This is a genomic window from Acinetobacter sp. LMB-5, assembly GCF_001541635.1.
GTDB lineage: Bacteria > Pseudomonadota > Gammaproteobacteria > Pseudomonadales > Moraxellaceae > Acinetobacter > Acinetobacter pittii.
In genome coordinates this window covers 120,565-146,901 of the sequence record NZ_LRDR01000006.1, presented here as the reverse complement: position 1 = coordinate 146,901, position 26,337 = coordinate 120,565, and the positions used below count along the sequence as shown (strand labels likewise).

General features: G+C 37.6%; 25 protein-coding genes. 16 read left to right on the top strand and 9 right to left on the bottom strand.

Annotated elements, in window-relative coordinates:
* Window positions 1–9: 9 nt before the first annotated feature.
* On the top strand, window positions 10–1,011 hold the full coding sequence (locus tag AW165_RS09580) for a homoserine dehydrogenase (RefSeq protein ID WP_060465682.1): 1,002 nt from the start codon (window positions 10–12) through the stop codon (window positions 1,009–1,011).
* A 34-nt stretch (window positions 1,012–1,045) separates the two neighbouring features.
* On the opposite strand, the gene AW165_RS09575 is transcribed toward AW165_RS09580, so the two are convergent.
* A complete protein-coding gene (locus AW165_RS09575; protein WP_060465681.1) occupies window positions 1,046–1,963 on the bottom strand; it encodes a DMT family transporter in 918 nt (305 codons plus the stop codon).
* 166 nt (window positions 1,964–2,129) lie between these two features.
* Between AW165_RS09575 and AW165_RS09570 the strand changes: the two genes are divergently transcribed.
* Window positions 2,130–2,984, top strand: a complete 855-nt coding sequence (locus AW165_RS09570) for a helix-turn-helix domain-containing protein (RefSeq protein WP_060465680.1) — start codon at window positions 2,130–2,132, stop codon at window positions 2,982–2,984.
* Here the strand turns inward: AW165_RS09570 and AW165_RS19195 are convergent.
* Window positions 2,981–3,376, bottom strand: coding sequence for a winged helix-turn-helix transcriptional regulator (locus AW165_RS19195; RefSeq protein ID WP_005069321.1), 396 nt, complete (start codon window positions 3,374–3,376; stop codon window positions 2,981–2,983). The two genes, AW165_RS09570 and AW165_RS19195, sit on opposite strands and share 4 nt — an antisense overlap.
* Window positions 3,377–3,471: 95 nt before the next feature.
* On the opposite strand from AW165_RS19195, the gene AW165_RS09560 reads away from it, so the two are divergent.
* On the top strand, window positions 3,472–4,080 hold the full coding sequence (locus AW165_RS09560; RefSeq protein WP_060465679.1) for an FMN-dependent NADH-azoreductase: 609 nt from the start codon (window positions 3,472–3,474) through the stop codon (window positions 4,078–4,080).
* A 77-nt stretch (window positions 4,081–4,157) separates the two neighbouring features.
* Here AW165_RS09560 and chrA read toward each other — a convergent pair whose 3' ends face one another.
* Window positions 4,158–5,507, bottom strand: a complete 1,350-nt coding sequence (gene chrA, locus AW165_RS09555; protein WP_060465678.1) for a chromate efflux transporter — start codon at window positions 5,505–5,507, stop codon at window positions 4,158–4,160.
* 241 nt (window positions 5,508–5,748) lie between these two features.
* On the opposite strand from chrA, the gene AW165_RS09550 reads away from it, so the two are divergent.
* Genes AW165_RS09550 through AW165_RS09515 form a run of 8 tightly spaced genes read left to right on the top strand, consistent with a single transcriptional unit; the run spans window position 5,749 to window position 12,960 of the window.
* Window positions 5,749–6,492 (top strand): GntR family transcriptional regulator, encoded by a 744-nt coding sequence (locus AW165_RS09550; RefSeq protein ID WP_000080816.1) that lies wholly within the window; start codon window positions 5,749–5,751, stop codon window positions 6,490–6,492.
* A gap of 28 nt (window positions 6,493–6,520) precedes the next feature.
* A complete protein-coding gene (locus AW165_RS09545) occupies window positions 6,521–8,254 on the top strand; it encodes a fumarate reductase/succinate dehydrogenase flavoprotein subunit (protein WP_060465677.1) in 1,734 nt (577 codons plus the stop codon).
* A 20-nt stretch (window positions 8,255–8,274) separates the two neighbouring features.
* The gene (locus AW165_RS09540) at window positions 8,275–8,520 is read left to right on the top strand and encodes a 4Fe-4S dicluster domain-containing protein (RefSeq protein WP_000864073.1); all 246 of its coding nucleotides are present in this window, start codon (window positions 8,275–8,277) and stop codon (window positions 8,518–8,520) included.
* Between the two features lie 19 nt (window positions 8,521–8,539).
* Complete coding sequence (locus AW165_RS09535; protein WP_060465676.1) at window positions 8,540–9,970, top strand: ABC transporter substrate-binding protein; 1,431 nt, start codon at window positions 8,540–8,542, stop codon at window positions 9,968–9,970.
* A 34-nt stretch (window positions 9,971–10,004) separates the two neighbouring features.
* Window positions 10,005–10,859, top strand: a complete 855-nt coding sequence (locus AW165_RS09530; protein WP_060465675.1) for an ABC transporter permease — start codon at window positions 10,005–10,007, stop codon at window positions 10,857–10,859.
* A gap of 1 nt (window position 10,860) precedes the next feature.
* Entirely contained in the window at window positions 10,861–11,700 is an 840-nt protein-coding gene (locus AW165_RS09525; protein ID WP_060465674.1) for an ABC transporter ATP-binding protein, read from the top strand.
* Window positions 11,697–12,695 (top strand): HEAT repeat domain-containing protein, encoded by a 999-nt coding sequence (locus tag AW165_RS09520; RefSeq protein ID WP_060465673.1) that lies wholly within the window; start codon window positions 11,697–11,699, stop codon window positions 12,693–12,695. Before AW165_RS09525 ends, AW165_RS09520 begins: the two co-directional genes overlap by 4 nt.
* The gene (locus AW165_RS09515) at window positions 12,679–12,960 is read left to right on the top strand and encodes a DUF971 domain-containing protein (protein ID WP_060465672.1); all 282 of its coding nucleotides are present in this window, start codon (window positions 12,679–12,681) and stop codon (window positions 12,958–12,960) included. Before AW165_RS09520 ends, AW165_RS09515 begins: the two co-directional genes overlap by 17 nt.
* A gap of 39 nt (window positions 12,961–12,999) precedes the next feature.
* Here AW165_RS09515 and AW165_RS09510 read toward each other — a convergent pair whose 3' ends face one another.
* Window positions 13,000–14,286, bottom strand: a complete 1,287-nt coding sequence (locus AW165_RS09510) for an MFS transporter (RefSeq protein WP_060465671.1) — start codon at window positions 14,284–14,286, stop codon at window positions 13,000–13,002.
* Between the two features lie 516 nt (window positions 14,287–14,802).
* On the opposite strand from AW165_RS09510, the gene AW165_RS09505 reads away from it, so the two are divergent.
* Entirely contained in the window at window positions 14,803–17,010 is a 2,208-nt protein-coding gene (locus AW165_RS09505; RefSeq protein ID WP_060465670.1) for a TonB-dependent siderophore receptor, read from the top strand.
* Window positions 17,011–17,063: 53 nt separating this feature from the next.
* On the opposite strand, the gene AW165_RS09500 is transcribed toward AW165_RS09505, so the two are convergent.
* The gene (locus AW165_RS09500) at window positions 17,064–18,482 is read right to left on the bottom strand and encodes an aspartate ammonia-lyase (protein ID WP_016806169.1); all 1,419 of its coding nucleotides are present in this window, start codon (window positions 18,480–18,482) and stop codon (window positions 17,064–17,066) included.
* A 404-nt stretch (window positions 18,483–18,886) separates the two neighbouring features.
* On the opposite strand from AW165_RS09500, the gene AW165_RS19190 reads away from it, so the two are divergent.
* The 4 genes from AW165_RS19190 (at window position 18,887) to AW165_RS09485 (ending at window position 21,976) form a co-directional block, all read left to right on the top strand.
* Window positions 18,887–19,069: a hypothetical protein gene (locus tag AW165_RS19190; protein WP_002113649.1), complete on the top strand. Its 183-nt coding sequence runs from the start codon at window positions 18,887–18,889 to the stop codon at window positions 19,067–19,069.
* A 110-nt stretch (window positions 19,070–19,179) separates the two neighbouring features.
* Entirely contained in the window at window positions 19,180–19,401 is a 222-nt protein-coding gene (locus AW165_RS09495; RefSeq protein ID WP_081410622.1) for a hypothetical protein, read from the top strand.
* A 554-nt stretch (window positions 19,402–19,955) separates the two neighbouring features.
* Window positions 19,956–20,849, top strand: a complete 894-nt coding sequence (locus tag AW165_RS09490) for a LysR substrate-binding domain-containing protein (protein ID WP_002113716.1) — start codon at window positions 19,956–19,958, stop codon at window positions 20,847–20,849.
* Window positions 20,850–21,082: 233 nt separating this feature from the next.
* Entirely contained in the window at window positions 21,083–21,976 is an 894-nt protein-coding gene (locus tag AW165_RS09485) for a LysR family transcriptional regulator (protein WP_003651675.1), read from the top strand.
* Window positions 21,977–22,024: 48 nt separating this feature from the next.
* Here the strand turns inward: AW165_RS09485 and AW165_RS09480 are convergent, their stop codons facing one another.
* The 4 genes from AW165_RS09480 to AW165_RS09465 all read right to left on the bottom strand — a co-directional run bounded on the left by AW165_RS09480 (window position 22,025) and on the right by AW165_RS09465 (window position 26,134).
* Window positions 22,025–23,197, bottom strand: a complete 1,173-nt coding sequence (locus AW165_RS09480; protein ID WP_060465668.1) for a thiolase family protein — start codon at window positions 23,195–23,197, stop codon at window positions 22,025–22,027.
* 65 nt (window positions 23,198–23,262) lie between these two features.
* On the bottom strand, window positions 23,263–24,672 hold the full coding sequence (locus AW165_RS09475; RefSeq protein WP_060465667.1) for a short-chain fatty acid transporter: 1,410 nt from the start codon (window positions 24,670–24,672) through the stop codon (window positions 23,263–23,265).
* A gap of 114 nt (window positions 24,673–24,786) precedes the next feature.
* Window positions 24,787–25,428: a 3-oxoacid CoA-transferase subunit B gene (locus tag AW165_RS09470; RefSeq protein WP_004792490.1), complete on the bottom strand. Its 642-nt coding sequence runs from the start codon at window positions 25,426–25,428 to the stop codon at window positions 24,787–24,789.
* A gap of 1 nt (window position 25,429) precedes the next feature.
* Window positions 25,430–26,134: a CoA transferase subunit A gene (locus AW165_RS09465; RefSeq protein ID WP_060465666.1), complete on the bottom strand. Its 705-nt coding sequence runs from the start codon at window positions 26,132–26,134 to the stop codon at window positions 25,430–25,432.
* Window positions 26,135–26,337 lie beyond the last annotated feature (203 nt).

Below are 26,337 nucleotides of genomic sequence, written 5' to 3'. Positions count from 1 at the left end.
GAAAGCGATATGAAGCGAGTTAACGTAGCAATTTGTGGTTTTGGACGGATTGGGCAACAAATTGCAGAGCTTCTTTTAAATCGATCGACATACTATAAAAAATATCAAATTGATGCCCGTTTAGTGGGCGTCTGCAACTCATCATCAGGTTTAATTGATCAAGAAGGTTTACACGCTTCAAAGTGGCTAGATAAAACAAAATATCAAGTAGGCCTAACAGAGCAAAAGTTTTTAGAACAGGTTCAAGCAGATGTCATTATTGAGACAGGGCCAAGTGACTATGTGACAGGTGGAAAAGGCCTATTTTATTTAGATTATGCTTTAACAAATAGCATGAATGCGATTGCGGTATCTAAAGGTGCTTTAGTCGTAGATGGTAAAAAATTAGTTAACTTGGCACATCAGCACAATAAAAAACTATTTTTTAGCGGTGCGACAGCTGCTGCCTTACCAACTGTTGATTTGTTTGAATATAACTTAGCTGGCTGCCAAATTTTAGAAATAGAAGGTGTGTTTACAGGCACCACGAATTTTATTTTGAATGATATGTTGCAACATGAATGTGCGTTTGCAGAATCTCTTGAAAAAGCTCAAGCAAAAGGTATTGCAGAACCTGACAGCTCTTTCGATGTAGATGGATGGGATACTGCTGCCAAAATTACGATACTAGCCAATACTGTTTTGGGGGCTGATGTAAAAATTCAAGATATTCCAAGACAAGGAATTAGTCACGTTACGGCTGAACATATTCGTGGTTGGAAAAAAGAAAATGTAATTCCTCGTCTGGTTGGTTTTATTCATATTAAGAATCAGCAAATTCAAACAGGTGTTGAATTAAGATTAGTTCCAGCAAATCATGCGTTTGCTCATCTGCAAGGTTCCAATAAATGCATTCGGGTGTTAACGCAAGAAATGGGGGAATTTGTTGTCAGTGGAGGGGCATCTGCGCCTTTAGCCACAGCAGCCGCGGCTTTAAAAGATTTTGAGTTGATGCTTAAAACGGGCTGCTAGAGATGAATTATTACTTATAAAAAAAAGCAGGCTTTTAGGCCTGCTTCTCACAATTTTTTTGACTATTAAATAACTTTTTTCCAATTTCTAACTTACTAAACATTAAGTAGTTACCAAGTAAGATGAGTAAAATTCCAAATACCGCATTTAAAGTCCATACATATCCTTCAAAGAAAGTAGAAACTGTTAGAGCAACTAAAGGAAAGAGCAACGTGCTATACGCTGCTTTGGCCGCGCCAATTCGTCCAACAAGAGAAAAGTAAGCAGAGAACCCAATAACCGTACCAAATACAGCCAAGTAAAGTACCGAGCTTAAAAATGGGAAATTCATTGGAGGCATTAAATCTTGGCCAGTAAATAAAGCTAGACTTAACATCACCAATGCCCCATAAGTCATGGCATAACAATTTGTTGAAAAAATGTTTAGGCCACATTTTTGGTGTCTAACACTAATCATGTTCCCTAAAGAAAAACCGTAAGTGCCTACTGCACATAGTCCGATACCCATTAATAATTGTGCATTAAACTGACTATTAATCAGGTCATGCCAAAATAGTAAAACAATACCACCTAGGCCTAAAAGTGCAGCTGGAGCAAAGTTTGGCGATGGTTTTTGCTTAAAAAAGATAAGCGCATTAATGGCATTAAAGAAAACAGCCATCGAAAAAATAACGGACTCTAAACCGCTATTTACATATTTAACGGCGGTATAAAAACAAATAAAGTTTAGGCCGAAAACACAAATGCCTTGCAGCATACAGAACAAATGATCTTTTAAAGCAATGCGCTGTAATTTTCCTGAAAATAGTAAAACACCCCACAGTAATAAGGCTGAAATAGCAAAACGCCATAAAATCGCGACAACGGGTGTTGCATAATGGCTTTGAACGGCAATTCCAATCCATGTTGTTCCCCAAATCAACACCACCGCAACATAGAGTAAAATATTCATAACTTCATCCTCGATTACCAAGCTTAAGTATCTAGGAATCCTTCATTTTTCACGTATATATTCTTGTGTTTCACATGCAAGATCTTGCGTTTTTTATATGACTGAACTAGCTGAATTTTGCTGAATATGGTTAACTTAAGCTCAATGATATTCGTTTTAATTTTGCATGGCCTATCAAACTTTAGAACAGCTACAGCAATCTAAAGCCAAGCTTCACGAAACTGTGGTGCTTGATGAGAATATGCAACTTGCATTTTGGTCTAATCAGCAAGATCGTGTAAGTGTCTGTAGCGATCACCATACTTTAAGTCTCTATATTCAAGATGGCTATGAAAGCTATCAAAAAACCCCTGCAGGCTGGAAAAACGGCGGTGGGCCGGGGCGTTTTTGCTTATTGCCTGAGCATCAGGAGTCGACTTGGGATATACGTGGTGGGCTTAAATTCGTTCACTTATATTATACAGACCAACATTTGCGTGATGTTGCCGAAAAAATATGGGACAAAGAACCTAATCAAATTGAACTAAACGAAGTTGTCTTTAATGATGACGAAAAGATTCGAGCGCTTTATCAGTTTTTCTTACTAGATTGTGATTGGAAAGATTCAGCAAACCATTTACAAATGAGTACAACTGCCAGTTTATTACTGAACCATTTAATTCGAAGATATAGCAATGTTCAATGGCAGCAACCTATCATTAAAGGTGGGCTCGCTCCTCATAAACTCAAATATATTCAAGACTGGATTGAAGGCCATCTAGATCAAGCACTTACCTTGTCTGATTTGGCAAATGTTGTGAATTTAAGCGAATACCATTTTGCTCACATGTTTAAACAGTCTATGAATATGGCGCCTCACCAATATGTCATGCAAAGACGCTTAACCAAGGCAAAGGGGCTAATTCAGTCATCTCAGCTTTCTTTGCAAGATATTGCCCTAGTATGTGGGTTTAGTTCAGCAAGCCATTTAAGTCATCGCTTTAAACAGTTTTATGGTATGAGTCCTTCACAGTTACGTTAAGTGTCTAATGTAATTGGTTTATCTTGAGCTGCATCAAACGCAGCTCTTGCCGCATCAATATCAGCAATGTGCTGTTGAGCCCATTGGCCTAAAGCAATTACAGGTTCTGTAAGTGAATGGCCGAGTGGAGTTAATTCATATTCAACATGCGGTGGAACTACAGGATAAACCGTACGTTTAACTAAACCATCTCTCTCTAAACCACGCAAACATAAGGTAAGCATACGCTGCGATATTCCATTGATACTTCTTTTAATTTCAGAAAAGCGATGAGAACGTGATGCAAGTGTCATTACAATGAGTATACTCCATTTCTCGCCAACTCTAGCCAATACTTGACTGACTCTTTGGCAATCTGAACTTTGGATATCGTGAGGTATGGTTACAGTCATATTACTTGGTTCCCTAAATGTGCCTTCTTGTGCATCAGAATAATAGTAGTAACATAATTAGTTCAAGTAACAATTTTATACTGTAGGTATAAACGATGAAACTACTTCAAATTGACACAAGTATTTTAGGTGAGCAGTCTGTTAGCCGCCAACTCACCTCATCTGTTATTGGAAAGCTCAGCGCAGCTTATCCTGATGCAGAAATTATTCATCACGATTTTGCTTTAGAACCAATTCCTCATTTGTCTGATGCTGAGTTTTTGGCATTGCAAGGTGTTGAACCTAATAATGAAACAGCGCAGCAACGTGTTGCACGAAACACCCAATATTTGGAAGAGTTCTTATCGTCAGATATCGTTGTAATTGGCGCACCTATGTACAACTTTAGCTTTCCATCACAGTTAAAAGCGTGGCTTGACCGACTATCTGTTGCTGGAAAAACATTCCGTTATACTGAAAACGGCCCTCAAGGTTTAGTAGAAGGTAAACGTATCATTATTGCTTCTTCGCGTGGTGGTGTGTACTCAGAAGGTTCACCAGCCGAAGCTTTAGACTATCAAGAAACTTATATCAAAGCGTTTTTCAATTTTATTGGGGTGACTGATATTACTTTTGTGCGCGCGGAAGGGATTGCTTTCGGCCCAGAAGCACGTCAAGCAGCCTTAGATAATGCAGCAGCGCAAATCGCACAACTAGCGGGTTAAAAATATAAGCAGCCGAACAGTAAAGAAACTGTTCGGCTGTGTTTATGGGTAATTAAAAAAGTTAAATCAATAAATAACTAAAAGAAAGTGACAGCGAGTCCAACCAGCGCTGATGCAAAAATCACATATAGCACGTTCACGTTAAAGCGAAATAAAGCAATAAATGCAGCCACAGTAATGAGGGCTGCAACTATATCAAAATGCCCTGAAAAGCCTTGTGGCCATAACACGTGATAACTAAAAAATAGTGCGAGATTTAAGATTACACCCACCACAGCCGCGGTAATTGCAGTGAGTGGCGCAGTAAATTTAATTTCATTATGTGTAGATTCAATAATGGGTGCACCCGCAAAAATAAAGACAAATGAAAAGAGAAAGGTAAACCAAGTCACAATGACCGCACCAAGTGCTCCAGCAAAAAATAGATGCTCAGAGCCAAGTAGTGAATGATTAACGCCTCCTAAAAAGCCAACAAAGGCAACTACCATAATCAGTGGACCTGGTGTAGTTTCACCTAAAGCGAGTCCATCAATCATTTGCGTAGGTGAAAGCCATCCAAAATGATTTACAGCCCCTTGATAGACATAAGGTAAAACCGCATAAGCCCCCCCAAACGTAAGTAAAGCAGCTTTGGTAAAGAACCACGCCATTTGGGTATAAGAATGATGCCATCCAAAATATGCGCCTAAAGCTAAAATTGGCAATAGCCATAAAGCGATTGCTACAAAAATAAGTTTAGCTAAACGCAACCAATGGAATTTAGCGTGCTCTGGTGTTGGAGTCTCATCATCAATAAATGCCGGACCATAATCTTTTTGACTGGCTTTATGTCCAGCCGCGGAGGAAAATAGTTCTGGGTACTTTTTACTCGCTAAATACCCAGCAATACCAGCTGATAAAACGATAAGCGGGAAAGGAAGCTTTAAGACAAAGATGGCAAAGAACGCCGTAATCGCGATGATCCATAAAAACTTATTTTTAAGCGAACGACTACCTATACGGTACGTTGCATGGAAAACAATTGCGGTAACGGCAGGCTTAATTCCATAGAAAATACCTGCAATAACGGGAACATCTCCAAATTTTATGTAAACCCAAGACAGTCCAATTAAAATAAATAAGGAGGGTAATACAAATAGAATACCTGCAACCAATCCTCCAGCAGTTCTATGCATGAGCCAACCAATGTAGGTTGCTAATTGCTGTGCTTCAGGACCAGGTAATAACATGCAGTAGTTCAGGGCATGCAAAAATCTTTTTTCGGATATCCAGCGCTTTTGTTCAACGAGTTCCTGATGCATCACAGCGATTTGTCCAGCTGGTCCGCCAAAGCTAATAAAGCCGAGCTTGAGCCAAAATAAAAAGGCTTGCCAGAAGGTGACTTGTACCACTGAATCATCAGGGGTATTTTGTTGTTTTTGTTGCATATTATCCCCTAAAAAATAATATTAATTTTTACGTTTATGGCATAACGGAGTATGTTTTATAGCATAACAAACACAAATGTATTTTTTATGATAAAAATTCAACTTTTATAGATAACTATTTATTAATTTATTGATATCAAATGAAATTATTTTTTTAACTAAAGTTATCGCTTTAAATTATTTCCAAAGCTGAAACATTTTAAACATTATTTGCTCAAGTTGTTATAACAGGTTGTGAGCCGTGAGTCAGCTACCCCAAGATCCCAAAAATCATAAGCCTCTTTACGATCAGTTAAGGGAACTCATCCTTAACAAAATTGTAAATGGTGAATATGCCGTATTGAGTCAAATTCCATCTGAAAACGAATTTGCTGAACAGTTTGGTGTAAGCCGAATCACAGTTCGCCAAGCACTCAACCAATTACAGTTGGAAGGTTATATTTTTAAGGTGCCAGGTAAAGGGACCTTTGTAAGTAAGCCAAAAACATTCCAGAACATTTCAAGTTTGCAAGGTTTTGCAGAAGCAATGTCATCTGCTGGTCACGAAATTTTAAACCGTGTCATCTCGGCCGAGCTTAAGCAGATCCCAATGCACGTTGTACCCAAATTAAAGTTACCTGTTAAAGCTAATGTGTATGAAATTCAACGTGTCCGTTTACTCAACCGTCAGCCAGTGTCTTATGAGTTGACTTATTTGCCAGAACATATTGGTTTGAAGCTTAAAGAAAAAGCGATTGATTTACGTACAACCGATATTTTCAAGGCATTAGAACAAGAGTGTGACATCCCTTTGGGACATGCGGATTTAAGCATTGATGCCACGGTGGCGGATGAAGAATTGGCGGCTTTGCTGCAAGTCGAAATCGGAACTCCTGTATTACGGGTTGAACGTTTAACTCATGACGCAAATGGCCAGCCGATTGACTATGAATATCTCTATTTCTCAGGGGATACCTTCCAGTACCGTTTACGTATTCATCGTTAATAGCTCAGATAAAAATAAGGATTTTACAATGGAAACTAAATATCTTGTGTTCGATATTGTGGTAATTGGTGGTGGAACTGCTGGACCAATGGCTGCGATTAAAGCAAAACAAGAAAACCCGAATTTAAAAGTCTTGCTCATTGAAAAAGCGAATGTAAAACGCAGTGGGGCGATTTCAATGGGAATGGATGGGCTGAATAATGCTGTTATTCCGGGCTACGCAACACCTGAGCAATACACCAAAGAAATTACCATTGCTAATGATGGGGTAGTTAACCAAACCACTGTATATGCATATGCAAAGCATAGTTTCAAAACCATTCAACAGCTCGATCAATGGGGCATTAAGTTTGAAAAAGATGAGACTGGTGAATTTGCAGTAAAAAAAGTACATCACATGGGGGCATATGTTTTACCAATGCCCGAAGGTCATGACGTTAAAAAAGTTTTATATCGTCAATTAAAGCGAGCTCAAGTCAAAATTAATAATCGGATTGTCACCACAAAGCTTTTAAAGAATGAGCAAGGTGCAATCAATGGTGTACTCGGTTTTGACTGTCGTAGTGGTGACTTTTATGTCATTAAAACGAAAGCTGCCATTTTATGTTGTGGTGCCGCAGGGCGTTTAGGTTTGCCAGCTTCCGGCTATTTAATGGGCACTTATGAAAACCCAACCAATGCAGGTGACGGCTATGCAATGGCATATCATGCAGGTGCTGAACTAGCCAACTTAGAATGCTTCCAGATTAATCCATTGATTAAAGACTATAACGGCCCAGCTTGTGCCTATGTGACTGGTCCTTTAGGAGGTTATACCGCCAACAGTAAAGGTGAACGTTTCATTGAATGTGACTACTGGAGTGGTCAAATGATGTGGGAGTTTTACCAAGAACTGGAAAGTGGTAATGGTCCTGTTTATTTAAAAGTAGATCATCTGGCCGAAGAAACCATTCAAACCATTGAAGAAATCTTGCATACCAATGAGCGCCCAAGCCGTGGACGTTTTCATGAAGGGCGAGGAACCAATTACCGTCAAGATATGGTGGAAATGCATATTTCAGAAATTGGTTTCTGTAGCGGACACAGTGCTTCTGGTGTATGGGTCAATGAAAAAGCTGAGACTTCAGTTAAAGGTTTATATAGTGCTGGCGATATGGCTGCTGTGCCTCACAATTATATGCTTGGTGCATTTACCTATGGTTGGTTTGCAGGTGTAAATGCCGCGCAATACGTAAGTGCAATTGAAGATAGCGAATTAAACCAAAGCGAAATAGAAGCAGAAAAAGCTCGAATATTTGCGCCATTGGATTGTTCAGAAGGTTTACCTCCAGAACAAGTGGAATATAAGCTGCGCCGTTTTGTAAATGACTATTTGCAGCCCCCTAAAACTCGCCAAAAAATGGAAATTGGGCTCAAGCGTTTTGAAGAAATTAAACAGGATATTAAACGAATTTCTGCAAGAAACCCGCATGAGCTGATGCGTGCCGCTGAAGTTTCTTTTATTCGAGATTGTGCTGAAATGGCAGCAAGAGCTTCACTGTTTAGAGAAGAAAGTCGCTGGGGACTGTATCACTATAGAGCAGATTTCCCTCAAAAAAATAACTCGGATTGGTTCTGTCACGCGCATTTGAAAAAAGATGAACACGGCAACATGGTCAGTTTCAAAAAGCCAATCGAGCCTTATGTGGTTCCGATTAATCAAGATGAAGCTGTGTCGTATGACCGTTTACGCATTCAAAAAGATGTTGCTCTAGCAGACTAAATAAATCAGGAATTTAAATTATGGCTTTTATTTTTAAAGAAGTACAGCACCGTACTGTCGCACCCGTCATTATCGATGAAGATAAATGTATTGCTGATAAAGGATGCACAGTCTGTGTAGATGTTTGTCCAATGGACTTATTGGCAATCGATCCAACAACTCAAAAAGCTTTCATGCAGTTTGATGAATGTTGGTACTGCATGCCTTGTGAAAAGGACTGCCCAACAGATGCAGTCAAAGTAAATATCCCATACCTACTCAAATAATTAATTTGGAATACTCAACATGAGACAAAATAAATTGATCAATAAAAAACTATTACTCAGTAGCTTAATTGGTGCCATTGTACTCGGCACTTTGGGGTGCGGCAGTAAAACAGAAACTGTTCGTGTAGCGATTGGTACGCAAGACACAACCATTAACTGTGCAACAGGTGGGTTGCTGATTCGTGAATTGAATCTATTACCAAAATATTTACCTAAAGATGGTAAATACAAACATGTTAAATATGACATTCAATGGAAAAACTTTACCTCTGGTGCACCGCTTACCAGTGAGATGGTGGCTGGGCGTCTAGATTTGGGAGCAATGGCTGACTTTCCTGCTGTTAATAATTTAGCGGCATTTAAAAAAGCTGGAAAAGAAAGCATATTTTTAGCGCCTTTGTCGGGCAGTATTAATGGTAGCGGTAATGCGATTGTTGTTCCAATTGAATCAAAAGTAACATCACTCAAAGAACTAAAAGGACAAACCATTTCCGTACCTTTTGCCTCAACTGCTCATGGACTGTTACTGCGAGCGATTCAAGCTGAAGGCTGGCAACTTGATAAAGATATTAAAGTGATTGCTCAGGCGCCAGAAGTGGCGGGGCCTGCATTAAAAAGTCATAAGATTGCTGCGCATGCTGACTTCGTACCATTTGGAGAGTTATTTGCTTACCAAGGTTTTGCTAAAAAAATCTATGATGGTTCACAAGCAAAATCACCTACATTTCATGGTTCACTTGCCAGCAAGGATTATGCACAGCAGCATCCAGAAGTCATAAAAGCTTATTTACAGGCAACTATTGAAGCGAATCGATTGATTCGCGAACAACCTGAAAAATATAGTGAATTTATTGCTGAAAAAACAGGTATTCCTGCCGAAGTGGTCTATCTGTTTCATGGTCCACTAGGTCTGCAAACTCGTGACTTAACTTGGAAACCTGAATATCGAAAAGCGACTCAAATTGCGATAGACACATTAAAAGTTTTAGGCAAAAACGACGGTACGCTTGATGTAAATAAATTTATTGATGATCAATATATTAAGGATGCATTTCAGGCATCTGGACTTAATTACAGCCAGCAATTGGCTGACTATGCAAAATCCCCTTTAGTTGCCAATGACACTTTAACGGGACAACCCATCAAAACATTTGATCGGGTGACTCAAATTTGGGTAAAGGGTGAAGAAAAAGTGCGTAGCTATGAAACACCTGAGAATGCTTTTTCTGATTTAAAGAAAATTCAAGCCGATGGAAAAACGGTGCGTGTGGTTTATAGCCAAGATCATCAGTCCGACATTAAGTTACTTGCCAATCTGGCATGGTATGCCACAGATAAAGCAGGACAAATTCAGGCCTTTTTATTAAAAGATGATGCTGAAAAATGGGCTAAACAACAGGGCGGAAAAGTATATGACTTTAAAGCTATTCAGCTTGTAACACAGAGCTGATGTGTTGTCTTACCTAATGAGCAGGAGGTGACGAATGAGTAGTTTAGTCCAAACAAAACCTAAAAACCAAAGTACATTTTTGATTAAATTTTTCCAACAATTGAGGTTATATCCGACGCATTTAAAAAACTACGCGATTGCTTTTATATCGATAGTTTTCTGGATAGTCATTTGGCAAGGCCTAGCTCAGTTTAAAATAAATTTAGGTATTGTGAACTTTAGCAATGTACCCACACCTTTAGATGTTATTCATGCACTGTGGACTTTCTTTCAACTCAGCACTGCATTTGAACATGTTGAATCTAGTGTGTTTCGTGTAGTGATTGGTTTTGTATTGGCAGCTCTAATTGGTGTAGGTATTGGTTTGTTAGCAGGACGTTATCAAAAACTTGCTGCATTTCTAATGCCGCCATTAGAAGTACTACGTCCAATTCCAGCAGTTGCATGGATTCCTTTAGCAATTCTGATTTTTCCATCATCAGAAGCGTCTATGATTTTTATTACCTTTATTGGGGCTTTATTTCCAATTTTATTAAATACGGTACATGGCGTTGGTGCAGTTGACCCAAGGTTCGTTGCGTCAGCGAAAAGTCTGGGTGCTTCTGATCTCGCCATTATTCATGAAGTCATTATTCCGGGCGCATTACCGAACATTATTACGGGTTTATCTATTGGAATGGGCACTTGTTGGTTCTGTTTAGTGACTGCGGAAATGATTTCTGGACAACACGGAATTGGATATTTCACATGGGAGTCTTTCACCTTGCAAAATTATAGCAATATCGTGGTTGGCATGGTGCTGATCGGAGCATTAGGTATGTTTAGCAGTACATTGGTGCGTGTGATTGGAAACCGATTTACTCCATGGTATCAACTGAGGAAGTCTTAAAATGTCAATTACACAAGGCCATGTGCGTATTCAAAATCTATCGCTACATTTAGGGCAAGCTAAAAATCGTTTTCAGGCGCTAGATCGGATTAATTTCGAAATACAACCGGGCGAGTTTATATGTCTACTTGGCCCATCTGGCTGCGGTAAATCCACATTATTAGATGCTTTGGCAGGGCACTTACCGATTAGTTCTGGGACTTTAATGGTCGATAATGAATCTATCCTCGAACCGCATCCAGACAGAGGTTTGGTGTTCCAGCAACATACCTTATTTCCATGGAAAAGCGTGCTTGAAAATATTGCTTTTGGCTTAAAAATGAAAGGCATCGCCAAACAAAAGCGTATTGAACAAGCTCAGAAAATGATTGATCTGGTCGGCCTTAAAGGTTTTGAACATAAATTTCCAGCTGAACTTTCTGGTGGCATGCAGCAACGAGTTGAAATTGCGAGAGTACTGATTAATCAACCTCGCATTTTATTAATGGATGAGCCTTTTGGTGCGTTAGATGCTCAAACTCGTTTAAAAATGCAAATGCTATTACTCGAAATTTGGCAAGAAATTCAAACGTCGGTTTTATTTATTACCCACGATATTGATGAGGCACTTTTTTTAGCTGATCGAGTGCTGATTATGAGCCATAGACCGGGGCGAATTATTGAAGAAATTCCACTTAAGTTTGAACGCCCAAGAGACGTTGAGCTTGTAACAAGTAGTGAATTTACAGCCATTAAAAAACATTGCATCCAGACTTTAAAAGAAGCAACCCAACAAGAAGAGTTAAGCCGTTTAAATCCATTAGGGCTTGGAAAGAAATCACAAATTAAGGAATACGAATGAGTTTTTATTATCAAGCTTTAGATGACCTCGATGAATATAATCAGGAATTTCTTGCGCAGCTCAATCATGCAGATGAAAAGATCCGCTTTGTCGCTTTAATGAATATTGGTGATGAAGAAAATCCGGATTTACTTCCTTGGTTGCATACAGCACTGCAACACGACTCTTCAGCTTTAGTCCGTGAAGAGGCGGCAAAAAAACTAGAAAGTTGGGAATATCCAACCAGTTTGCAAGTATTGGCACAAGCCTTATTTGATACTGATCTGAATGTAAAACAAGCTGCCAGCCAAAGCTTAAGTGAAGTAAAAAATGCGGCATCAGCCCAGATCCTTGCGCCTTATTTAAAGCATACGGATACTTTTGCTCTTAGTGCAATTTTACGTGCTTTAAGACCTTTACGACCACAGCAATTATTCACAGAGATATCTGCTTTGGTACATCATGAAGATGCTTTAGTGCGCCGTGAGGCAGTCAGTGCATTAAGTTGGTTACAACAAGACCAAGCGATTACGATATTGGCAAAAATTGCAGAAACAGATACAGATGATGAGGTTCGCCGCATTGCAACAGGTGGTTTGGCTTATAGCCAGAACATAAACGCTGATGTTATCCAAGCGCTTCAACATTCTTTAACCTCGGAAAGTTGGCAACTAAGAGTGGAAGCCGCACTTACGATTGGAAAATTACATATCATTCAGCTTGAAACTCTCTTAATTCATGCTTTATCTGACTTGTATTGGCAAGTACGTATTGCAGCAGTAAGGAGCTTGGGACTACTTAAATCACATCTGGCAGTTGCTCATTTGACTGATAACTTTAAGCATGAAATTAGTAATTTACGTAAAGAAGTCGCTTTAGCACTCGGTGAAATTGGCACCTCAGAAGCTCAGAATCTATTAGAACAACATAAAAATGACCCCGACCCAGAAGTACGAAAAGCGATTCGTATTGGATTAAATCAAATTGGTGAGGTGAAATATGCAAGTCAGACCTGATATTCGTGTCGATACTACAAATAAACAGGTTCACTTTATATGGACTGATGGCTTAAGCGTATCTTTGAGCCATCAAAATTTAAGGGAAATTTGCCCATGTGGCTTTTGCCGAGCGAAGCGAATTAAGCAAATTAAAATAGAGTATCAAAATATTGAAGTAACAGCTATGTTCGATCAAGGTTACGGTGCCCAAATTTGTTTTAATGATGGGCATGATAAAGGGATTTTTCCTTGGGCTTTTTTAAAAGAATTTGCTAAGTGCTAAAAAATGCCTTCTGCTTGGGACAGAAGGCATCTCATTTAATTAATGATCATGTTCTAAATAATCAGGTTTTTTCGGAAGCGCAAGGCTACATAAGAAACAGATAATCAGCATGACAATGACATATATAAAGAAGGTATTTTCAATTCCGGCAGCTTTAAACTGTAAGGCAACTGAAGGTGCAGAACCACCAAACAGCGCATTACCTACTGCATACGAAAAACCTACACCTAAAGCTCGCACATGAGGTGGGAACATTTCAGCTTTTACCAAGCCACTGATAGATGTATAGAAACTGAGTAACATCATCATAAAAATAAGTAGCAAGGTAATAATGATCGGCGAATCAATATAGGCACGCATCCCGATCACCATGACTGGGTATATAAAAATCGCAGACAATAAGCTAAAGGCCAGCATTGAAGAGCGTCGCCCAATACGGTCGGAAATAGCACCAAATACAGGTTGAGCACACATATAGACAAATAGGGCGAAGGTCATGATATAACCAACGGTTTTTCCATCCATCCCTAAATTGGTTAAATAGGTTTTTGAATAAACGGTCTCTACATAAAACGTTAATGAACCAGCAGAAGTGTATCCAACCACCAATAAAAAGGTTTTCCAATGTTTCTTAAAGAGTTCTCTTAAGCTACCAGATTCTTTTCGTTCGCTATCTTGATGAGAAAGTGTTTCTTCTAAGCGACTACGTGCAAGCAAAGAAAAAATTGCTGCAATACCACCAATAACAAACGGAATACGCCATCCACCATCATGTAATTGTTGTTCACTTAAGAACGTTAATAAAATTACACCAAGTAAGCTTGCGAGTAACTGACCACCAGAGAGGGTGACATATTGGAAAGATGAGTAAAAACCACGTTGGCCTTTTAAACCCAATTCACTCATATATGTTGCTACTGCACCATATTCACCACCAACCGATAAGCCTTGAAGTAAGCGCACTACCAGTAAAAGAAAAGGGGCAAATAAGCCAACTTGGTCATAAGTAGGTAGGGCTGCAAATAGAAAAGAACTCAAAGCCATCAGACAAATTGAGATGACCATCGACTTTTTTCGACCATGTCGGTCTGCAATTCGTCCAAATACCCAACTACCAATAGGACGCATAAAAAAGCTTGCAGCGAATACGCCCCACACATAGATAGATTTAGTCGTACTATCCATATCAGGTGCTGTTAGTGCTTGAGTAAAGTAGGCAGCAAATACTGCATAGATATAAAAGTCGAACCATTCAACTAAATTACCAGAGGCTGCGCCTACAATCCCACGTATTCTGCTACGTTTTTCTTCCTGAGTGTATGTCATATTTCTTCCATCATTTTGCAGACAAAAATGAAGAATTTATAGATATGCTGGATAGAAAATGAATGAAACTTTAAATATCACTCGATCCTGAGCACTTCCTTAAATTCCTAACCATTCATTTTTTCTAATTTTAAAATTCGATTCTAGAGAGATTACGTCCTTTTGTTCGATTTAAAGAGATTTTTCCCAATGATCGAACACTTCCTTTCGTTTAACTTCATAATTAATTGTATTGAAAACCAATCAGCTAATTTAACAACGGTATTTTTTTATTTTATTTCTCCTTTTAAGTTCCATTTTGAGCTTAAGTTTATTTTGAATATTTGGTAATACTTAAAAAGTTATAGCGTCAATTCCTCATAAAATAAATGAAATTTATATAATGATAAGTTCATAAAAGTTGTATCACATTCACTTAATCGAAAAAGTACAGAATGTGTTGTTTCTCAATATATGTAGCTGTATTCTTGCGTGGCTAAAAATAGACTCCGCAATCATTTCTAGCGCTTTAGAATTATGCACGGTATGGCAGGTAGTTATTCAATGGAAAGACATTCGTTAAATCTTCACTTCATGACATGCTCTAAAACAGCATTGGCTTCATCTATTGCACTCATAACATCTGTCGTCTATGCAAATGAAGTGGAGGTTTCGCAGCTCCCAACCATTACTGTGAATGCTACACAAAATAGTGATGCGTTATATACATCTAAAAAAGTAAGTTTATCTGGTTTTCAAACTAGTGATATAAAGAAAGTTCCTGCATCTATTACCACCATTACAACTGAGCGCATAGCAGACCAACACGCAAAAACGTTAACTGATGTTATTAAAAATGATTCATCTTTAGGCGATGGTTACGCTCCTATTGGCTACTATCCAAACTTTGTAGCACGTGGTTTTGCGCTTGACTTAGGTTCGAGTTATCTCATTAACGGCCATACCATACGTGGTGAGCAAAATGTGGCTTTAGAAAATAAAGAACAAGTTGAAATCTTAAAAGGCATTTCTGCAATTCAAAGTGGAATGTCGACACCAGGTGGTGTTGTTAACTATGTCACAAAAAGACCTGCCGATGTTAAAAACATTACTGTAGATGCAAATTCGGAAGGCGGCTATACACTGGCAACAGATGTTGGCGGCTTTGTTAATGATAGTTTGGGTTATCGAATCAATTTAGCCCATGAAAGCATCCATCCAAATGTTGATCACGCAAATGGTAAACGAGAGTTTGGTTCAGTTGCTTTAGACTGGAAAATTAATGATCGTTCTAAATTATTGTTTGATATTGAAGCTCAGCATCAAAGTCAACGTTCAGTACCAGGTTATCAACTGCTTGATGGGCAAGAAGTACCAACAAATGTAGATCAAGACCGTTTATTGGGTTACCAGTCTTGGAGTAAACCTGTTGTAAATAACAGTGTAAATGCAAGTTTGAAATATCAATATGCATTTAATGATCAATGGAATGCTAGCTTAAGTGCATCGCAAAGCCGTGTTGTGATTGATGATTACAGCGCTTTTCCATGGGCTTGTTATAGCGACGGAGTTTGCCAAAATAATACTTTTGATAAAGATGGTAATTACGGTATTTACGATTTTCGTAGTCCAGACGATACACGTATTACCAACCAGTTTTCTGCTGGGTTAAATGGACAATTCCATACTGGCAATATTCAGCATCAAATCGCTTTTGAAATACAACATACTTATAAAACATTGAAGCGCTACAACTCTAACTCAATGGAGCTTGCCCCTATAGGATTAGGTAATATCTATGAAGAAACAAAGGATTATGAGCCAGCTCAGATTGAATTAAGAAATTACTATAAAGCTCTAGAAAGTGATCAGACTGCATTTACTATAACTGACCGAGTTCAATTTAATGATCAATGGTCAACTCTACTCGGTGGGAAACTTATTCATCTTGATGAGCAAGCTTATGATCCAAATGGCCAGCAAAGCCGAGATACCGATTTAAACAAGTTCTTGCCACAATTAGCACTCATGTATAGCCCAACTTCCGCGGCTAATCTTTATGCTTCATATGCCAAAGGTTTATCGGATGGTGGCGAAGCTCCATGGTATGCAGAAGCGAATGCTTATCAAGTTCTATCACCTAGAAATTCTGAACAATATGAACTTGGTGTTAAGCAGCAAATTCGAAACTTCTTATTAACAGCAGCTATTTTTGATTTAAAACAAGATAATCAATATACAACTACAAATTCTGAAGGAAAATTAGAATTTGTTGAGCAAGGTGAACAACACAATCAAGGTATTGAGTTAGGTTTAACTGGCGCTTTAACCGATACAGTTGACGTAAGCTCTGGCATTAGCTATACCAAATCTCGTCTTGTTGATATTGATAGTGACAGCTATAAAGGTCATCAAACTCAAAATGTACCAAAAGTCCGCGCAACTGCGCAGTTATCTTATAAAGTACCTTTAGTTGAAGGATTTAGATTATTGAGTGGCATGCAATACAGTAGCAGTAAAAATGCAAACAAAGAGGGAACTGCAAAAGTAGGCGGTTACAGCGTTTTTAATATTGGTGCGGCCTATAAAACAAATTTTGCTGGGCATGACACAACTTTTAGATTCAATATTGATAACTTGTTTAATAAGAAATATTGGCGTGATGTAGGTGCATTTATGGGGGATGACTATCTATTCTTAGGTAATCCTCGTACAGCTCAGTTCTCTACAACTTTTAGTTTTTAAAATATAAAACAAATAAAAAAGGAGCTTATAAAAGCTCCTTTTTATTTCAGGAATTAAGCCGACATTTTTGGTTTAACCATATTATTAATCGACAAGATATCATCAAGCACTTGTGCCGATAATAAACCTTCATTTTGAACTAAAGCCAATACGCTTTGTCCAGTTTCGTTTGCAGTTTTAGCAATACGAGTTGTAGTTTCATAACCTAGATATGGGTTAAGTGCAGTCACGATACCAATTGAGTTTTCAACCAAAGCTTTACAATGCTCAGGGTTCGCCGTAATTGTATCAATACACTTAGTTTGGAACATTGCCATTGCTTTACCGAGCAAGTCCATCGATTCAAATAGTTTGAATGCAATAAGTGGTTCCATTGCATTTAACTGTAATTGACCAGCCTCAGCAGCTAAAGTTACAGCCAAGTCATTTGCAATAATTTGGAAACAAGCAAGGTTCATTGCTTCAGGTATAACTGGGTTTACCTTACCCGGCATGATCGAGCTACCCGGTTGGCGAGCTTCTAAATTAATTTCATTAATGCCAGTACGTGGACCACTTGAAAGTAAACGTAAGTCATTGGCAATTTTTGAAAGTTTAGTTGCGGTACGCTTTAATAAACCAGATAAAAGAACAAAGTCACCCATATCTGAAGTTGCTTCGATTAGATCAGGAGCAGACTTAATTTTCTTACCAGAAATTTTTGCAAGCGCTTGAATCGCAAGTTCACGGTAACTATATTCAGTAGTAATTCCCGTACCAATCGCCGTGCCACCAAGGTTCATATACGCTAAAATATTTGGAATAAGCGTATTAATTTGCTCAAGGTCTTTTTGTAAAGTTACTGCAAAAGCACCAAACTCTTGACCTAATGTCATTGGCACAGCGTCTTGTAACTGTGTACGGCCCATTTTTAGAATATGAGCAAATTCTTGAGATTTATTGCGGAAACTTAAGATTAAGTTGTTAAAAGGAAGATTTAGTTCATCTAAGCTTAATAACAAACCTAAGCGAATCGCAGTAGGGTACACGTCATTTGTTGACTGTGACATGTTAATGTCATTATTAGGATGCAAATATTGATATTGGCCTTTTGCGTGTCCCATATATTCTAAAGCGACGTTTGCTAATACTTCATTTGCATTCATATTGGTTGAAGTACCAGCACCGCCTTGCATCATATCAATTGGGAACTGGTCGTGAAAATTACCACGAATAAGTTGATTACAGCTGTATTCAATCGCTTCAAATTTAGTCTGATCTAAGCTTTTTAGATTATAGTTCGCTTCAGCACAAGCAAGCTTTACCATTGCTAAAGCTTTAATAAGGTGAGGGAAATTTCCGACCTTGCTTTGAGTTAAATTAAAGTTTTCTAGAGCACGTAATGTTTGAACTCCGTAGTAGTCGTTATTATTGATCTCTCTATAACCAATAAGATCCTTCTCAATACGGGTGGTAATTTCAGCGTTCATCATTAAACTTCGAATTAGTAAAGAAGATAATTCATATTAGATTTCGAAATGCTTCACTTCTAATGCATTTATCAAGTTAATTATGCATTTTTTGCATATCAGTTTTTTAATTTTATAGTCAACTAACTAGGAGAGTTCATTTTAAACTATTAATTTAACTATATAAATTAATAACTTAATAATTAGATGAAGTTAATTTCAAAATTTGCTTGATACAATGAATGGTCATCTAATTTTTAAAAGCAACCCATTGCAAAAATTAAGACTAGTTAATTTAAGTGAAATATCAACTTAATTATCTTTATTATTAGCTTTTAAAGTGAAGCCTATCTAACAAATTCATATAAAAATGTGATGCATTTCACATAAAAAACACTATAATACGAAAAAATCTTAGTTTTAAGTTTATGTTAAAAGTCACAGCCGCATTAATTATTTTGGGAAGTTTTACATACTATGTGCTTTTCCACGGTGAAGAGAAAAGTGAGTCTAAAACTTCTCGTCTGCTTAAAGAAGCAGAGCAATCAATCGCTTCTGCTGAAACCTCGGTAAACAAGGCTAATAGTATTGTGCCCATATCTTACAAGTAGCCTTAGTTCTTAGGTTAACCATTCCATATTATCCATCAAAATATTGTTTTATCTAGATTTTCTTAAAATTTGGGTAAAAGACTGTATGTATAGAGACAAAATTCATGAGAATGAAGTTTATCGCCTATGATCCCACTTCTGGGGAAAAATTAAGCTTAAAAGAGCATATCCACCATATGGATAAATACACCACTTATATCTTTTTTAGTGATGAAAATGACAATATGGTGTTCAATCCTCAGAAAAAGCAAGTTTTTGAAATTACTCAATATACTTCTAATATGATGGTTGAAATTTCAAGAAAGTTATATTACCTCATTGGTGAATATTAGAAATTCGGTTTTTATTCAATCTTAAGTCTTAAGTTAAATACTTTAGTAGAATAGTCAGGTTTTATGGAGTGAGCTATACTACAAGCATATCTTCTGATTTAAATGAATTTATTGAGTCAGAGAGTTTAATTCCTGAAATAAGCAAGATAGTCATTTTCAGTTTTACAGTCCGTATTCTTCCCCAAGGTGCGGACTTTTTTTATAAAAAATAAAACATGAGTAAAGCATAGGATTATTTCTATTTTTTATTAACTTAAAACTTGTTATTTACTTGCGTTATATACTCCTTACTTTTTGATTTAAAATAATTTTTAGATTAATAATTTTATATTTGTATGAGTTGTTGAGTTAAATCAAAGTCTTTTATTCTCTTACGCTCTTTTCTATGTCAGAATTATTTAAATACTTACTTTTATTGTTTGGCTTTGCCAACCCTCCATCGCATTTTTGCAGGTACTCCCATGTTTTATAGTTTTTATTCATCTATTCAGCTATTTATTCAGCTTCCCAACCAGACAGATTAAGGACATAAATATAAAAAGGGAATGCATAAAATGAACTTAGAAGTACGTTGGGTAGAAGACCTTTTGACACTTGAGCGTGAGCGTTCTATTTCAAAAGCAGCCGAAAAACGATTTATTAGTCAATCTGCGTTTACGCGTAGAATTCAGCAAATAGAAGAGATGATCGGAGCTGAAGTTATTATTCGAAATAATAAAAATAATATTGAATTTACAGACATCGGGCGGATTATGCTGGTGATGTCTAAAAATATTGAAAAGCAGGTAGAAGAAACAGCAAAGCTGATTAAAAACATCAAAAATGAAACCGAATCTACGATTCGTTTCTGTGTTGTACACTCATTAGCCTCAGGTTTTTTAACCACTTTTTTAAAAAAATTTCCAACATTTATGCGTGATTTAAAAATCGAAATTGTCGCGACGAATAGTGGTGAAGGCTTATCTCTTTTAAAAGAAGGTGCCTGCGATTTTATGATTTGCTATGCAGATCGATCTAATATCAATCGAGTTGGCGATGATATTTTAAGTGGCATCAAGATCGCTGAAACAGAGATTGTTCCAGTGTCAGCTACCGAAGCAGATCATACGCCTAAGCATACAATTCAGAGTAATTTTTCATTACTTGCTTATAGTAAACATGCTTATTTGCGTAAATTGGTCGATCAATTGATTGAAGGTAAACTGATCTATAAAACCTTATATGAAACTGACAATGCCACCAACTTGAAAGAGCTTGTATTACAAGGTTTAGGTGTAGCATGGATTCCAAAAATTAATGTAGAGGAAGATCTCGCTACCGGAAAATTGGTCATGTTGGACCATAACGAATATTGCTTGCCACAAGATATTTATATTTTTAAAAATAACTTGAGTGATAACAAATCTGTTCAGCAAATCTGGAAGGGCTTTCAAACTCAGCATGATTAAAAATTATAATGATATGTGATGTCCTCAAGATATTTACATACAAAGTAATCAATTAAAGAGCTCATACCTTTGTCTTTATGATGAAAGGCTTTATAAAGCATTGCTCATGGTCTAGATTCTTTGTTAATTTAGACCATATATCAATAATTCAGAAATCTAGTGAGCATTTTTATATATGCTGTGCCTGATTTCATTCCTTTTGAATGGATTATTTGATCCAGACGGAGACAATTTTGTTTGATCTAGATAGTAGATTACTAAATATTTTTTATCATATTTATCGGTTTAAAAGTGTTTCAATGGCTGCTGATGCGATTGGCCTTACACAACCGAGCGTTAGTAATGGACTGAACAAAATCCGTCAGCATTTTAATGACCCGCTTTTTATTCGTGTTGGAAATGAAATGATTCCAACCGAATTAGCTAAAGAAATCTTTCCGCTCATTAGTGAAGTGATTGATAAAGTAGAAAGCATTAATAATTTTAGCGTAAATTTTGATCCGTTAACTTCAGATCAGCTTTTTACAATTGCGATGACAGATGTATCTCATCTGGTTTTATTACCGCAATTAACAAACTATTTAAAAGAGAAAGCACCTTTAATTCGCTTGAATATTAGGCCGATTACGCCAGAAACCAGCTATCAAATGGCAAATGGTGAGATTGATCTTGCAATTGGCTTTTTACCCCAATTAGAAGAAGGCTTTTATCAACAAAAGTTTTTTAAACAACATTATGTTGTGATTAGCTCTAAGAGCCATCCTCGTTTAGACCCAAATAATTTTACTTTAGATGATTATATGCGCGAGTATCATATCGATATTGACGCGGGAATTGGGCATTACCATATTAAAAATGAATTGCAGAACAAAGGATTGGATCGAAATATCTTAATTCGATTACCAAGCTATCTTGGAGTGGGATTAGTCGTTCAAGAAACAGATGCGATCGCAACGGTACCGTATTATTTAAGCCAAGTCTTATTGGTGAGAGAAAACTTACAGATTTTACCAGCACCTCTAGACTTCCCAACCTATGATGTTAAACAGCATTGGCATATGTCTTGCCATCATAAAAGTAGTCATAAATGGTTCCGCCAAACCTGTTATGAACTTTTTAAAGTCTAAAAAAGAAGATGTAAGAAAAATTCTTACATCTTCCGTGCACTTTAATTTTTAGATTTCAATTGCGACAGCTGTAGCTTCACCACCACCAATACATAATGCAGCAACACCTTTCTTTTTACCTAGACGTTTTAAAGCATAGATAAGAGAAAGGATAATTCTTGAACCAGTTGCGCCAATTGGATGGCCTAAAGCACAAGCACCACCATGGACGTTTACTTTTGCCTCATCAATGCCGAGTTCATGAATTGGCGCCATTGCGACCATTGCAAAAGCTTCATTAATTTCCCAAGCATCTACTTCATCAACAGACCACCCAGCATGCTCTAGCACTTTTTGAATAGCACTAATTGGAGCGATGGTAAATTCACTTGGATGCTGTGAGTGAGTCGAAGTTGCAACAATTTTCGCCAAAGTATTTAAACCATGGCTTTGAGCATATTCTTCAGTGGTGAGTACTAACGCAGCAGCACCATCAGAAATTGAGCTTGAGTTTGCAGCAGTAATTGTTCCATCTTTACTAAAAGCTGGGCGTAATGTTGGGATCTTCTCAAGATTGGCTTTTAATGGCTGTTCATCTTGATCGATAACTTCAACACCTTTACGTGTTTTGACTTCAACAGGAACAATTTCTTCTTTGAAATAACCTTCTGTAATCGCAGTTTGCGCTTTTTTAAGTGAAGAAATTGCAAAGTTATCCATTTGCTCACGTGTAAAGCCCTTGGTATTTGCCATGTCTTGAGCAAAAGAACCCATTAAGCGGCCTGTTTCTGCATCTTCAAGACCATCTAAAAACATATGGTCCTTAATTTCACCATGACCCATACGGTAACCACCACGAGCTTTAGGTAAAATATAAGGTGCATTGGTCATAGATTCCATACCACCGGCAACAATAATATTGGCACTGCCTGCTTTTAAAGTGTCTGAAGCCATTAACACCGCTTTCATGGCAGAGCCACACAGTTTATTAATAGTCACTGCACCGACATGGTCAGGTACACCAGCTTTACGCATCGCTTGACGAGCTGGACCTTGGCCAATACCTGCACTGAGTACACAACCAAAAATAACTTCATCTACTTGTTTAGGAGCAATACCTGCACGTTGAATAGATTCACGAATTACAGCCGCGCCAAGTTCTGGTGCAGTTAAAGCGGATAGGCTGCCTTGAAAACCGCCCATTGCAGTACGGCTACCTGAAACTATAACAATTGAACTCATCTTAATATCTCTTATTGATGTATTTGCTAAATTTGCCTTTAGTCGAAACTAAAGGCGCCAATAAATTAAAAAGTGGGTGGGGTATAGCTAAGTGTTCTTCCAAAGAACCACAATAAAAATAAAACTAACGGAAAATGCACAACAAGCTGAGTCACTGTAAAACCAATCACATCTTTTGCTTTTAGTTTTAAAATACCTAACATTGGAAGCATAAAGAAGGGATTGATTAAGTTCGGTAAAGCTTCGGCTGCATTATAAATTTGTACAGACCAGCCTAAATGAACTTTCAAATCATTTGCTGCTTGCATGACATATGGGGCTTCAATAATCCATTTTCCACCACCAGATGGCACGAAGAACCCAAGGATGGCAGAATAAATTCCCATCACAATTGCAAAGGTTTCTTTTGAAGCAATTGAAACGAAAAACTCAGCTATATAATGCGACAGCGATAAATCTTGACTGTTTAAAGCTTGCGTCATAATAAAAGCGATGCTTCCGTAAAGTGGAAACTGAATTAAGATTCCAGATACAGCAGGAACTGCCTTTGAAACAGCATTCAAAAAGTTTCGTGGTGTGCCATGCAAGGCTAACCCAAGCATTAAAAACACAAAGTTATAGGTGTTAAGGCTTGAAATAGCAATGATTGGATTGCTTTTTGAAAACTCAAAAAACATCCAGATTAAGCCTAATGCGACCACAATAATTGTTAAGATAGGCGAGTTTTCTAACCAGTCACCTGGACGATTAGATTTCTCATCATAGGGTTTGTCTTCTTCAAATTGAACATCAAAACTATCAATCGTTTTAACATTATTACCTTTTGGAGCTGACCAATAGGCGATTGCAATTGAAACAATCACCAAAATAATGGTCATCGCAATTGATTGCCAAAGGAAAATCGTTTCAGTAAATGGAATAACGCCAGTTAGGTTGTAAATTGACTCAGGCAGACTAGTTTTATTCGCTTGAAGCTGTGCTGCCGAAGAGCTAATTCCGAGTGCCCATGTTGCTCCCATACCAATGATTGCCGCCGCTGCTGCTGCACGGTAATCCATATTCAGCTCTTTACGTTTTGCTAATGCAATCACTAAAAGTGCTGTAAGAATTGTGCTTACTGCCCAATTGACCAGTGAAATTAACAAGCTGACGGTTGCAACTAAAACAATAGCACCACGTCCAGAATTTGGAATACGTGCCATTTTTTGAATTAGGAACTTTACGGGCTTAGATACAGAAACGACATAACCTACAATAATGAGCATCGTCATTTGCAGGGTAAAGGGAATAAGGCTCCAGAAACCGTTACCGAAGGAAGTCGCGACATCGTGAATAGGCGCACCAATACCTAAAGCGGCAACAGAGACAATAATGACACCAAGTAGAGCAAAAATATATGAATCAGGAAACCATTTTTCAGACCAGTCACTAATCCGAAGAGCAAATCTTTCAAAAATTCCTTGCTGTTTTTCCATAGCTGAAAAATCCTTCTCATTCTTATTTATAGACAGCACATCCGGTGCTTAAAAGGGCTAAGACTTAAGCTCACTTTCTAACTTAAGTCTTATATTTCTTACTAAAATTAAAATTTATGCGACTAAGGTTTTGTAAAATTCGACGCCTGTAACAGCTTGAATTTGTTCAAGCGTGACATCTTTAGCAAGTTCAATCAGCTCAACACCTTGTGGAGTAATGTCCATTACACCTAGGTCAGTAATTACGCGATGAACCACACCTTTACCTGTTAAAGGTAAACTACAGTTTTTAACGATCTTTGGCGTACCATCTTTTGCACAGTGTTCCATAAGCACTACAACTTTTTGGACACCAACAACCAAATCCATGGCACCGCCCATACCTTTGACTTTCTTACCCGGAATCATCCAGTTCGCTAAGTCACCATTTTCGGAAACTTCCATTGCACCTAAAATTGCAATGTTGACATGGCCACCGCGGATCATGGCAAAAGATTCTGAGCTTGAGAAAAATGCTGCGCCAGGGCGAGCAGTAACCGTTTGTTTACCGGCATTAATTAAATCGGCATCGACAGTTTCTTCGGTTGGAAACTCACCAATACCTAATAGGCCATTTTCAGATTGAAGCCAAACATTAATATTTTCTGGAATATAGTTAGCAACTAGGGTAGGTAAGCCAATACCTAAATTGACATAAAAACCGTCTTCAAGTTCTTTTGCAGCACGTTGTGCCATTTCATTGCGTGACCAAGCCATTTTATACTGCCTCCGTGCTTAAAGTTTTATGCTCAATACGTTTTTCAGGTGACGCATTAAGTACAATGCGGTTTACATAGATACCCGCTAAATGGATCTCATCCGGATCTAATTCACCAATTTCAACAACCTGTTCAACTTCGGCGATTGTAATTTTTCCAGCCATTGCACATTCAGGGTTAAAATTCTGAGCAGTTTTACGGAACACTAAGTTACCAGCCTTGTCTGCCTTATAGGCCTTAACAAGAGCTACATCTGCTGTTAAAGATTCTTCTAAAATGTAGTTTTTGCCATTAAACGTACGCTCTTCTTTACCTTCGGCAATGAGTGTACCAACGCCGGTTTGTGTATAAAACGCCGGAATACCAGCACCACCAGCACGTAACTTTTCAGCTAAAGTACCTTGCGGAGTAAGTTCTACATCAAGTTCACCATTTAAATATTGGCGCTCAAATTCTTTGTTTTCACCAACATAAGAAGAGATCATTTTTTTGATCTGTTTGGTTTGAAGTAAAATCCCTAAGCCGAAATCATCTACACCTGCGTTATTTGAAATACATGTGATACCAGTCACACCACTTTGCTTAACTGCAACAATCAGTTTTTCAGGAATTCCACATAGACCAAAACCGCCTACGGCAAGTGTTTGATTATCTGCAATAACGTCTTTTAGTGCTGCCTCTGCATTTGCATAAACTTTATTCATTCTATTGTTATCCTATATCCCTTAGTAATCTTAGTTTTAGCATCACATTTTGCGTTATAGAAGTTAATTTTTTTAAATGATTAATAAGTATAATCAATGAATGGTTTCAAATTGTCTACAAAAGATCAGACGAACATAAAGCAAAATACTTTAAAAAATCACCTCATATCATTGAAAATTATAATAATTAATAATTTTAGCTT